Source organism: Allobosea sp. 05T422_2 (assembly GCF_056396265.1).
Window position 1 is genome coordinate 1 of record NZ_JBFTLD010000209.1, and the last position, 11,946, is coordinate 11,946.

At 65.3% G+C, this 11,946-nt stretch carries 10 protein-coding genes; 2 read left to right on the top strand and 8 right to left on the bottom strand.

Features of this window, described 5'->3' with window-relative positions:
- Positions 1-1,037, top strand: a 1,037-nt coding sequence (lpxB, locus tag AC1DJT_RS26825; protein WP_476835231.1) for a lipid-A-disaccharide synthase, incomplete at its 5' end; no start/stop codon positions are given.
- 17 nt (positions 1,038-1,054) lie between these two features.
- Here lpxB and AC1DJT_RS26830 read toward each other — a convergent pair.
- The 3 genes from AC1DJT_RS26830 to gltX all read right to left on the bottom strand — a co-directional run bounded on the left by AC1DJT_RS26830 (position 1,055) and on the right by gltX (position 5,150).
- Complete coding sequence (locus AC1DJT_RS26830; protein WP_441491817.1) at positions 1,055-2,047, bottom strand: Bug family tripartite tricarboxylate transporter substrate binding protein; 993 nt, start codon at positions 2,045-2,047, stop codon at positions 1,055-1,057.
- 125 nt (positions 2,048-2,172) lie between these two features.
- On the bottom strand, positions 2,173-3,462 hold the full coding sequence (gltA, locus tag AC1DJT_RS26835) for a citrate synthase (RefSeq protein ID WP_441491816.1): 1,290 nt from the start codon (positions 3,460-3,462) through the stop codon (positions 2,173-2,175).
- A 269-nt stretch (positions 3,463-3,731) separates the two neighbouring features.
- Positions 3,732-5,150: a glutamate--tRNA ligase gene (gltX, locus tag AC1DJT_RS26840; protein WP_476835232.1), complete on the bottom strand. Its 1,419-nt coding sequence runs from the start codon at positions 5,148-5,150 to the stop codon at positions 3,732-3,734.
- Positions 5,151-5,308: 158 nt separating this feature from the next.
- Here gltX and AC1DJT_RS26845 point away from each other — a divergent pair, with 158 nt between their 5' ends.
- Positions 5,309-7,546: a ComEC/Rec2 family competence protein gene (locus AC1DJT_RS26845; RefSeq protein ID WP_441505543.1), complete on the top strand. Its 2,238-nt coding sequence runs from the start codon at positions 5,309-5,311 to the stop codon at positions 7,544-7,546.
- Here AC1DJT_RS26845 and lexA read toward each other — a convergent pair.
- The 5 genes from lexA to trpD all read right to left on the bottom strand — a co-directional run bounded on the left by lexA (position 7,540) and on the right by trpD (position 11,849).
- Positions 7,540-8,244 (bottom strand): transcriptional repressor LexA, encoded by a 705-nt coding sequence (gene lexA / locus AC1DJT_RS26850; RefSeq protein ID WP_476835233.1) that lies wholly within the window; start codon positions 8,242-8,244, stop codon positions 7,540-7,542. The genes AC1DJT_RS26845 and lexA overlap by 7 nt on opposite strands.
- Before the next feature lie 81 nt (positions 8,245-8,325).
- Positions 8,326-9,537, bottom strand: coding sequence for a molybdopterin molybdotransferase MoeA (locus tag AC1DJT_RS26855; protein WP_476835234.1), 1,212 nt, complete (start codon positions 9,535-9,537; stop codon positions 8,326-8,328).
- Positions 9,534-10,022, bottom strand: coding sequence for a cyclic pyranopterin monophosphate synthase MoaC (gene moaC, locus AC1DJT_RS26860; RefSeq protein ID WP_441505546.1), 489 nt, complete (start codon positions 10,020-10,022; stop codon positions 9,534-9,536). Before moaC ends, AC1DJT_RS26855 begins: the two co-directional genes overlap by 4 nt.
- On the bottom strand, positions 10,019-10,828 hold the full coding sequence (gene trpC / locus AC1DJT_RS26865) for an indole-3-glycerol phosphate synthase TrpC (RefSeq protein WP_441505547.1): 810 nt from the start codon (positions 10,826-10,828) through the stop codon (positions 10,019-10,021). Before trpC ends, moaC begins: the two co-directional genes overlap by 4 nt.
- A 7-nt stretch (positions 10,829-10,835) precedes the next feature.
- A complete protein-coding gene (gene trpD / locus AC1DJT_RS26870; protein WP_476835235.1) occupies positions 10,836-11,849 on the bottom strand; it encodes an anthranilate phosphoribosyltransferase in 1,014 nt (337 codons plus the stop codon).
- Positions 11,850-11,946: the final 97 nt, after the last annotated feature.

Sequence of the window (11,946 nt, forward strand, 5' to 3'; positions counted from 1 at the left end):
GCGAGAGCCTGATCGCGCAGGGGCTGCGGCCGCTCTTTCCCYAATCCGATATCGCCGTGATGGGGTTTGGTCCGGTACTGGCGAGGCTACCCCTGTTGCTCCGGCGCATGTCTGATGCAGCCAAGGGGGTCGTTGCTTTCGCGCCTGATCTCCTGCTCACCATCGACAGCCCGGATTTCTCGCTGCGCGTCGCGAAAAAAGTCCGGCGGGCATCGTCCGCAATCCCGATTGCGCATTGGGTTTGCCCCAGCGTCTGGGCCTGGCGTTCGGGCCGCGCCCGCAAGATGGCGCCACATGTCGATCGCATCCTGGCGCTGTTGCCCTTCGAGCCTGCTGCGCTGGAAAGGCTGGGCGGACCGAAGACGATCTATGTCGGTCACCCCTTGATCGAGCGGCTCGCCGAGCTACGGCCAAGCGCCGAGGAACAGGTGCGGCGCAACGCTCCTTCAACGCCGGACATCCTGGTCCTTCCTGGCAGCCGTCGCTCGGAGATCAGCCACCTCATGCCGGCCTTCGGCGAGGCGGTCTCACACATCGCGGACAAGGTGCCCGGCGCGCGCTTCGTGCTGCCGGCCGTGCCGCATCTGCGCGGTATGATTGAAGAGGCTATCTCGACCTGGTCGGTGAAGCCCCGTCTCGTCGATGGCGAAGACGCCAAGCTTGCCGCTTTTCGCACGGCGCGCGCAGCGCTCGCGGCCTCCGGGACCGTGACGCTCGAGCTCGCCTTGGCACAGGTACCGCTGGTCGCTGCGTATCGCGGCGCGGCCTGGGAGGCGATGCTGGCGCGCAGGCTGATCAAGCTACCGACGGTGATCCTGCCCAATCTCGTCGCCGGCACGCGCATCGTTCCCGAGTTCATCCAGGACGAGGCCTCGCCCGAAGCGCTCAGCGCAGCTGTGCTGGCGGTCCTCAGTGACGGTCCTGCGCGCGAGGCTCAGCTTGCGGGTTTCGCAGATGTCGAGCGCATCATGAAATCGGCCGGGGCGAGCCCGGCCGAGAACGCGGTCAATGCCGCCCTGGGACTGCTGGCAGCTTGATCAGCGCGGTGCAGCGCTCATTCAAGCGCCGCACCGGATGCCTTGGCGATGGGGCCCCATTTCGCGAATTCGACTTTGACGTGTTCGCCCAGCGCCTCCGGTGTCGAGCCGACGATGACGGCGCTGACATCGTTCAGGCGCTGCTTCACATTGGGGTCTGTCAGGGCCTTGTTGGCTTCGGCGTTCAGGCGCTCAACGACTGCCCTTGGCATATTCGCCGGGCCAAACAGCGCGTTCCACGTATAGGTTTCATAGCCGGCAAGACCGCCTTCGGCGATGGTCGGTATCTCCGGGAATGAGGGCACGCGCTCCTTCGTGGTAACGCCGATCGCACGGAGCTGGCCGCTGCGAATGAACTGCGCGGAGGAGGGCAGGTTGTCGAACATGATCGGCACGGCGCCAGCCACGACATCGTTCAGAGCCGGGCCAGCGCCGCGGTAGGGCACATGGTTCATGCTCACGCCGCCGAGCGACTTGAACAGCTCGCCCGAAAGATGCAGCGGCGTACCCACTCCCGATGAGGCGTAGGAGTATTTGCCGGGATTGTCCTTCAGGACCTTGACGACCTCCTGGACCGTCTTGGCCGGAAAACTCGGGTGCACGACCATGACGTTGGGCACCACGGCCAGCAGGGAGATCGGCGTGAAATCCTTGACCGGATCGAACGTCACCACCTTGAGGATCGCGGGATTGAGGGCATGGGTCGAGATCGTGCCCATCAGCACCGTGTAACCGTCGGGTGCGGCGCGAGCGACCGCGGTCGAGCCGACATTGCCGCCTGCGCCGGCGCGGTTCTCGATCACCACTTGCTGGCCGAGCGACTCCGCCATCTTTGCCCCGACGAGGCGGGCAACGATATCCGTCGAGCCGCCGGCTGCGAACGGCACGACAAGCATGATCGGCCGGGTCGGGAAGTTCTGAGCCCGCGCGGGCCCGCTGCCGGCTACGAGGGCGGATGCCCCGGCCCCAGCGATGAAGGCGCGGCGGTTCGGTGTCGTGAGGCGGTCCATCTGGCGTTTCCCGTCATTGCTCTGCGAAACGCGAGGTTATGGCAGCGCACCATATGATAAACCCCACCGGATTGTTTAATCCGGTGGGGTTCGACCTGCGTCATAAAGACTGTGTCAGATTGTTCTCAGCGACGGCCGATCGGCGTGTAATCGCGCTTCGGCGAGCCGGTATAGAGCTGGCGCGGGCGGCCGATCCGCTGGGACGGATCCTCGATCATTTCCTTCCACTGCGCGATCCAGCCGACGGTGCGGGCGAGTGCGAAGAGCGCGGTGAACATCGAGGTCGGGAAGCCCATCGCCTTCAAGGTGATGCCCGAATAGAAATCGATGTTCGGATAGAGCTTCTTCTCGATGAAGTAGCTGTCGCTGAGCGCGATGCGCTCGAGTTCGATCGCGACATCGAGGAGCGGATCGTCCTTGATGCCGAGCTCGTTCAGCACCTCATGCGTCGTCTTCTGCATGATCTTGGCGCGCGGGTCGTAGTTCTTGTAGACGCGGTGCCCGAAGCCCATCAGGCGGAACGGATCATTCTTGTCCTTCGCCTTGGCGATGTATTTCGGGATGTTGTCGACCGACCCGATCTCCTCGAGCATCTTGAGGGCCGCCTCGTTGGCGCCGCCATGCGCAGGGCCCCAGAGGCAGGCGATGCCGGCTGCGATGCAGGCGAAGGGATTGGCGCCCGAGGAACCGGCAAGACGCACGGTCGAGGTCGAGGCGTTCTGCTCGTGGTCGGCGTGCAGGATGAAGATGCGGTCAAGCGCGCGCGACAGGACCGGATTGACCTTGTACTCCTCCGCCGGCACCGCGAAGCACATGCGCAGGAAATTCGAGGTGTAGTCCAGCGAGTTCAGCGGATACACGAAGGGCTGGCCGATCGTGTACTTGAAGGCCATCGCAGCCAGCGTCGGCAGCTTGGCGATCATCCGCATCGACGCGATCATGCGCTGCTGCGGGTCCGAGATGTCGGTCGAGTCGTGATAGAAGGCCGACATCGCGCCGACCGAGGCCACCAGCACCGCCATCGGATGCGCATCGCGTCGGAAGCCCTGGAAGAAGCGGGCCATCTGCTCGTGCACCATGGTGTGGCGCGTCACGCGGTAGTCGAAATCCGCCTTCTGCGCCGCGGTCGGCAGGTCTCCGTAAAGCAAGAGATAGCAGGTCTCGAGAAAGTCGCCATGCTCGGCAAGCTGCTCGATTGGATAGCCGCGATGGAGCAGAACGCCCTCGTCGCCATCGATATAGGTGATCTCCGACTCGCAGCTCGCGGTCGAGGTGAAGCCGGGGTCATAGGTGAACATCCCGGTTTGTGCGTAGAGCTTGCTGATGTCGATGACGGATGGGCCGATCGATCCGGTCTTGACCGTCAGGTCGACGGTCTTGCCGTCCACACTCAGCTGGCTGTTGGTTCCGCTCATCGATACCGATCCTTTCAGGCTCGCTGCTGATCAATCTTCGTTCCATCCGAGCCGGCACGAATGGGTGCCGGAACGGCAATCATCATCCGAGTGGCTCTGCGTAACGGCCATGTGACGGGATTGCAGGCAAAGGAAGGTACATCCGACTGATATTAAAGCAATATTCATACCGGGGCGCCGCTTCGGACACCCTCGGCATATGCGGCGTCACTAGCCCATTTGCCCTTGGGGTTCAACCAATCACAAAGGCGGGGCTGCCCCGCCTTTGATCACGTTTGATCGCTGAGACGAGCGAGCGTTTCCTCGCGGCCGAGCACCGCCATCACATCGAACAGGCCGGGCGACTGGCTCCGTCCGGTGAGTGCGGCCCGCAGCGGCTGCGCCACCTGTCCGAGCTTGAGGGCATGTTCTTCGGCGAAGGCCCGGACCGCGGCCTCGAGCGGAGCCGGTGTCCAGTCGTTCACCGCGGCAAGCTTCTCTGCCAGGCTGGGCATGCGCTGGCGGGCGCCCTCGTCGAGCAGCGTCGCCGCCTTCTGATCGAGTGCGAGCGGACGCTTGGCAAAAAGATAGGAGGCGCTGTCGAGCAGCTCGATCAGCGTCTTGGCTCGCTCCTTCAATCCCGGCATCGCAGCAAKAAGCTTGGCTTCGAGAGCCGGATCGAGCTCGGGGCCGAGGCCGTGCGCGGGGCCGATTTCCGGCAAGATGCTCTTCAGTGCATMAAGCAGGTCACGGTCATCGGACTGGCGCATGTAGAGCCCGTTCAGGCTCTCCAGCTTCGCGTAGTCGAAGCGTGCCGGGGAACGGCCGATCGAGGAAAGATTGAACAGCGAGACCATCTCTTCGGTCGAGAAGATCTCCTGGTCGCCATGGCTCCAGCCCAGCCGGAGGAGGTAGTTGCGCAGGGCCACCGGCAGATAGCCCATGGAGCGATAGGCATCGACACCGAGCGCACCATGGCGCTTGGAGAGCTTCGCGCCGTCCGCCCCATGGATCAGCGGGATATGCGACATGCTCGGCACGCGCCAGCCCATCGCCTGGTAGATCTGGGTCTGGCGGGCGGCGTTGGTGAGATGGTCGTCGCCACGGATGACATGGGTCACGGCCATGTCATGGTCGTCCACGACGACAGCGAGCATATAGGTCGGGTTGCCGTCGGAACGCAGCAGCACGAGGTCGTCGAGATTCTCGTTCTGCCAGACGACGCGGCCCTGCACCTCGTCCTCGACCACCGTCTCTCCGGTCTGCGGCGCGCGCAGGCGGATGACCGGCTTCACGCCGGCCGGCGCGGTTGCCGGATCGCGATCGCGCCAGCGTCCGTCATAGCGCATGGGACGGCCCTCGGCGCGCGCCTTCTCGCGCATCTCCTCGAGTTCCTGCGGTGTCGCATAGCAATAATAGGCCTTGCCGGCGGCGAGCATCTGCTCGGCGACCTCGCGGTGCCGGGCCGCACGGGCGAACTGGTAGACGGTCTCGCCGTCCCAATCGAGGCCAAGCCAGGACAGGCCGTCGAGAATCGCCGCGATGGCCGGCTCGGTCGAGCGTTCGCGGTCGGTGTCCTCGATGCGCAGCAGCATCTTGCCGCCATGGCGACGGGCATAGAGCCAGTTGAACAGCGCGGTACGCGCGCCGCCGATATGCAGGAATCCGGTTGGAGACGGCGCGAAGCGCGTAACGACCGCATCACTCATGAAAGGCAGGCTCCGGCAGGACGGGAAATGAGGCCGACAGAGCGGCAGAGGAACAAGACGTCGAAGGGACATGACAACCGACGCCGCCCCTGTAACATGCTGATGGGGCCGACGTTAAGCGCAAGATCGCATCTGGTTGGCTGACCGAGGGACGGCCTATGCGCGAGGCGCCGCCAGACCCGAGCCGGCTGCGCGGCGCGCGTGTTCGCGCCGTACCATTCCGCATTCCCGAGATATGGTTTCAGGACGCTGCCATTCGGTTGTTTCTCGCCGAATGGCGCGCGCGCTTCCTGGGCGCCATCGCGATCGAGGCCGGACGAAGAAGGCTGTTTCTCTGGCTGCCGGTGCTGATGGGAGCCGGCATTCTGCTCTATTTCGCGGCTGATCGCGAGCCATCCTTCTGGGTCCCGCTCTCCGGCTTTGGCGTCTCCGCTGCGATGGCAGCGCTGTCGCGCGCCCGACGCCCGGTCATGCTCGCTTGCGTCGGCCTTGCTGCCATCTTCGCCGGCTTTGGTGCCGCGGCCTGGCGCACGGCGACAATCGCAGCACCGATGCTCGATCGAATGCGCGTGGGACAACTCACCGGCTTTGTCGAATCGGTCGAGGCGCGCGACGCCGGCGCGCGCCTCGTGATCCTGGTGACCAGCATTGCCGGGGTGGAGCCTGAACGCCTGCCACGGCGGGTTCGGGTCAACGTCAAAGGTGGTTCGGTTTCGCCGGGCGATCACATCGCTGCCGTCGCGCGCCTCCTGCCGCCGCCCGGTCCAGTGCGACCAGGTGGCTACGACTTCGGGCGCGACGCCTTCTTCCGAGGGCTTGGTGCAGTCGGGACCATCCCCGGAAAGATCACGCTCGCCCCACCACCCTTGCAGCCACCGCTCGAGCTTCAGATACCCGCGACGGTCGACCGGGCGCGCAATGCCCTGACGGAGCGCATCGCCGGGATCGGGGGAGGGCAGGCTGGCGCGATGGCGGCGTCGCTGGTTACTGGCAAGCGCGGCCTCATCACGGAGGCGACCAATATCGACCTCCGCGCGGCCGGAATCTATCATATCATCTCGATCTCGGGCCTTCACATGGTGCTGGCCTCCGCCACGATCTTCGGCCTGGTCCGTGGCCTGCTGGCGCTATCGCAAACGCTGGCATTGCGCTGGCCCATAAAGAAACTCGCCGCCCTGGCCGCGATGCTCGGCGCCACGGCTTATTGCATCTTCTCGGGAGCCGAGGTCGCGACGGTGCGCTCGCTGATCATGACATTGGTCATGCTCGGTGCGATTCTCGTCGATCGCCCGGCGCTCAGCATGCGCAATCTGGCTCTCGCTGCGATGATCGTTCTGCTGCGCGAGCCTGACGCGCTGCTTGGTCCAAGCTTCCAGATGTCCTTTGGCGCTGTCGCGGCGCTGATCGCCTTTGCCGAGCGCTGGGAGGATCGCGGCCACTCCGAGGCGCCGGCGAACCTGCCTTGGCCGCTACGGCCGATCTGGATCGCGGTGGTCGGGCTCACGGTCACGACCGTGCTGGCGACGGTCGCAACCGCACCGTTCGGTGCCTATCACTTCCAGACCTTCAACCCCTTCGGTCTGCTCGGCAATGCGCTCGCCTTGCCCTTCGTTTCCCTGATCGTCATGCCTGCCGCTGTCTTCGGCGTGCTCGCCTATCCCTTCGGCCTGGATTGGCCGGCTTGGGCGCTCATGGGAGTCGCTTCGGACTATGTGCTGCAATCCGCGCGCTGGGTTGCGGGATTCGACCACTCCGCGGTGATCATTCCTGCATTCGGGGCCGCGGCGCTCGCATGCTTTGCCGCCGCGCTTCTCTGGATCACGCTCTGGACGACACCGCTGCGCTTCCTGGCCGTCGCCCCCCTGATCGCGGGACTGCTCGTGGCAGCGAAGCCCGACAGGCCCGACATCCTGATCGAACGCGATGGTTCCGGGATCCTGGTCCGCGGGGGCGATGGTCGCATGATCCTGGCGGGGCAACCGAGCCGCTTCGTGCTGCAGCAATGGCTGAACGCAGATGGCGATAATCGCCGGACTGACGACAACAGCCTGCGGGAAGGCGCGACCTGCGACACGTTGGGTTGTGTCGTCCGCAGCAAGGATGGACGAAGCGTTGCCTTTGCACGTGATCGCCTGGCCATCGTCGAGGACTGTCGGCGCGCCGATCTCGTCATCACGCCGATTCCGTGGAACGCTCCGTGCGCAGCACGACTGATCGACCGCAGGGCATTGTCGCGCGATGGCGCGACCGCCCTTGTCGGCAACAAGGGCGGCTGGCGCGCCCATCTATCAGAGCAGGATGGTGTCGATCGTCCCTGGAGCCGCAAGCGGGAGCGGCCTGCAAGCACGCCGGCTTTGCCGCTGGCGGCTGTCGAAGAACACGAGCCGCTTCAGTAGCGCCGCATCAGGTTGACCAGGCGGCCCTGAATCTTGACGCGGTCCGGTCCCAGCACCCTTGTCTCATAGGCGGGATTGGCAGCCTCGAGCGCGATCGAGGAGCCGCGCTTGCGCAGTCGCTTCAGCGTTGCTTCCTCGTCATCGATCAGAGCCACGACGATATCCCCGGTATTGGCCGTGTCCTGACGCTTGATCACCACCGTATCGCCGTCGAGAATGCCGGCTTCCACCATCGAGTCGCCGCGAACCTCGAGGGCAAAATGTTCACCGGGGCCAAGCATGTCGRCAGGCAGTGCCACGGTATGGCTGCGGCTCTGGATGGCGGAAATCGGTGTACCGGCGGCAATCCGCCCCATGACCGGAATCGCAACCGTGGAGCGCACATCTTCGTCCGGGGGCGGTGCGATCGGCCGGACCTTGCCAAGCCCCCCTTGGACGACGGAGGGGCTGAACCGTCCGCGCGTCGCCTGAGGGCCGCCGGCCCCTTCGGGCAGCTTTATGATCTCCAGCGCTCGGGCTCGATTGGGAAGGCGGCGAATGAACCCGCGCTCCTCCAGCGCCATGATCAGGCGATGGATACCGGACTTGGAGCGCAGATCGAGCGCGTCCTTCATCTCGTCGAAGGAGGGGGGCACCCCTGTCTCGCGCAGGCGTTCCTGGATGAAACGAAGCAGTTCGAACTGTTTGCGTGTCAGCATGGTTCCCGCCGGCGCTCTTTGTATGGAATCGAAACAAAGCACGAACACCATACAGGTTCGCGTTGTGTTCCGCAAGCGCGCTCAGCGTAGGCGGATGATCCGGCAGTTGTCGCCTTTGTTTGCCGGCGCAGCAAACGATTCGCGAATGAGTAGCGCGTCGKCGCGGGCAAGAGTGGCCAGCATCGATGAATCCTGCTTGGCGAAGGGCGTTGCCAGCCATCCTTCCGGAGTGAGCGTCAGTTCCGACCTCATATAGTCCCGCCGCTCATCATTTGCCGGCAAATTTCTTCCGACGATTGCAGGCTCACTCAGATCGCGCTCCGGTTCCGGTACGCCCAGGAGGGTCCTGAGCAGGGGCACGACGAAGAGATGCCCGCAGACGATGGACGAGACGGGGTTTCCGGGTAGGCCGAGCGCGACCATGCGGCCGAGGCGGCCCATCATCATCGGCTTGCCCGGCCGCATGGCGATCTTCCAGAAGCCGRGCGCCATGCCTTGACCGATCAACGCTGCCTGGACGAGATCGTGCTCACCTACCGAGGCTCCTCCGAGGGTGATCAGCACATCGGCATCGGCCTTCCGTGCCTGGCCAATCTTGTCGGCGAGATCGGCATGATCATCGCGGGCAATCCCGAGATCGAGCGCCGTGCCGCCGGCCTGCTCGACCAGCGCGGCGAGCGCAAAACTGTTGGACGCGACGATCTGGTCGGGTCCAACCGGCTCGCCGGGCTGGACCAGTTCGTCGCCGGTCGCGAGGATCGCGACCAGTGGCTTGCGACGCACCGTGAGCATGGGGTGGCCCATGGCTGCCGCGAGGCCGAGGCTCGCACTGTCGAGCCGGCTGCCGGCGAGAAGCAACACCTCGCCCTCGCAGAAGTCCAATCCTGCCTGACGAACGAACTTGCCGCGCTCGGCGCCCTCGCGCACGCGGATCGTCGCAGTGCCGACGCCGTCCGCATTCTCCTGAATCAGGATCGTATCGGCGCCCTCCGGAATCGGAGCACCGGTGAAGATGCGAACAGCCTCATTGGAGCGGACCATCCCTGAGAAGGAACGACCGGCAGCCGATTCGCCGATGACACGCAATTCATTTGCCGGCGCAATATCATCTGCGCGAACGGCGTATCCGTCCATTGCGGAGTTGGCAAAGGGGGGCTGGGTCCGAAGCGCCTGCAGGTCGGCGGCGAGCACGCGCCCTACGCAATGTGCGAGTGGCAGGGTTTCTGATGGTGTCGGTGCCGGAACGCTGTCGATCAGCGCCTTCAGGGCGACGGGGACGGGCGTGAGGCTCATCGCGCAGTTTCCGGGAGATCGAAAGTGCCGGATTTTCCACCTGACTTGTGGACGAGCCTGATGCCTTCGATCCGCATCGCCCGGTCGACCGCCTTGACCATGTCGTAAACTGTGAGGCAGGCGACGCCGACAGCGGTCAACGCCTCCATCTCGACGCCGGTCTGTCCCTTCATCTTGACCTCAGCGCTCACGCGCACCCCGGGCAATGTCTCGTCCAGGGTGAGGTCGACGCTGATCTTGCTGATCAGCAGGGGGTGACAGAGCGGGATCAGTTCATGCGTGCGCTTAGCGGCCATGATTCCAGCCAGGCGCGCCGTGCCAAGTACGTCGCCTTTCTTGGCGTCGCCATCGCGCACGATCGCCAGAGTCCCGGGCTGCATGACGACACAGCCCTCGGCGACAGCGATGCGCGAGGTCTCCTCCTTGTCGCCGACATCGACCATATGGGCCTGGCCGCTGGCGTCGAGATGGCTGAGCTTGCTCATGCTGCGCTGCGCGCAGAACCGGTCAGGAGATCACGGGTGGCAGCGGCGACATCGTCCTGCCGCATCAGGCTCTCGCCGACGAGGAAGGTGTTGACGCCGGCGCGCTGCAACCGTGCGATGTCGGCATGGCTGAAGATGCCGCTCTCGCCAACGATGATGCGGTCCGCGGGGACGCGCGGAGCAAGTCTCTCGGTGACGGCGAGATCGACGGCAAAGCTGCGAAGGTCGCGATTGTTGATGCCGAGCAGGGGGCTGTCGAGCTCGAGGGCACGATCGAGCTCGGCTTCGTTGTGAACCTCGACCAGCACGTCGATGCCGAGTGACTTTGCCGTCTCGTTCAGCGCGCGGGCTGTCCCGTCATCGACACCGGCCATGATGATCAGGATACAGTCGGTGCCCCAGGCGCGAGCCTCGAAGACCTGATAGGGGTCATAGAGGAAATCCTTGCGCAGGGCGGGAAGGCCGCTTGCCGCGCGCGCCTGCTGCAGGAATTCCGGCTGTCCCTGGAAAGAGGGGGCATCGGTCAGTACGGACAGGCAGGCCGCGCCGCCATCGGCATAGGCGCGTGCCAGCGATGGCGGGTCGAAATCGGCGCGGATCAGCCCCTTGGACGGGCTGGCCTTCTTGATCTCGGCGATCAATGCAGGCTTGCCGGCCGCGTGTTTCGCGGCAAGCGCGGCCGTGAAGCCACGCACGGGGCCGGCAGCCAGGGCGCGCTGCTCGATCTCCGCCTGGGAAACCGCGGCCTTGGCTGCGGCGATCTCCTGACGCTTATAGGCCTCGATGCGGGCGAGGATGTCGCTCATGACGTCCTCACGCGTTCGAGCTGGCGATAAGTGCGGTCAGCGTCGCCTTGGCCTTGCCGCTGTCGATCGCCGAGGTCGCGCGGGCGAGGCCGTCGCGCAGATCACCGGCCTGACCGGCCACGACGAGCGCGGCGGCGGCATTGAAGGCCGCGATATCGCGGAAGGGCGTCTTCTTGCCGTCGAGAACCGCGCGGAGCGCCTCGGCATTCTGCGCCGGTTCACCGCCGCGCAGATCCTCGGGCTTTGCACGGGCCAGGCCGACATCGTCCGGGCTGATCGAGAAACTCTCGATCTTGCCCTTGTCGAGCGCGACGACGCGGGTCGGGCCGGTGGTGGTAATCTCGTCAAGGCCGTCAGAGCCGTTCACGGCCCAGATGCGGTCGGAGCCCAGAGCAGACAGCACGCGCACCATCGGCTCGAGCCAGGTCTCTGAGAAGGCGCCGACGAGCTGCCTCTTGACACCGGCCGGGTTGGAGAGCGGCCCGAGCAGGTTGAAGATGGTGCGGGTGCCGAGTTCTGTGCGCACCGGCGCTACAYSCCGCATCGAGGCGTGATGGGTCGGCGCGAACATGAAGCCGACGCCGGCCTCGGCGATGCAGCGCTCCGTGCCCGCGGGCTCGAGCCCCACCTTGACGCCGAGCGCGGTGAGCACGTCGGCCGCTCCGGAACGTGACGAGGCGGCGCGATTGCCATGCTTGGCGACCGGCACGCCGCAGGACGCGGTGATGATCGCGGCCAGCGTCGAGACGTTATAGGAGCCCGAAGCGTCGCCGCCGGTTCCGACGATGTCGATCGCGCCGGCCGGTGCTTTTACCGGCAGCATCTTGCCGCGCATGGCGCTGACCGCGCCGGCGATCTCCTCGACGGTCTCGCCACGGACGCGCAGCGCCATCAAGAAGGCGGCCGCCTGCGCATTGGTGACCTCGCCGGACAGGATGGTGTCAAAGGCATCGCGCGCCTCCTCGCGGGAGAGTGAGGCGCCGGTCGCCACCTTGGCGATGAAGGGTTTGAAATCGTCCATGGGTTCTTCGACGTCAGGCTGTTTCGGAAAGGGCGGCACGGTCCTGTGTCTGCGACCATCGTTCCGCCAGGCCGAGGAAATTGCGCAGGATCGTCGC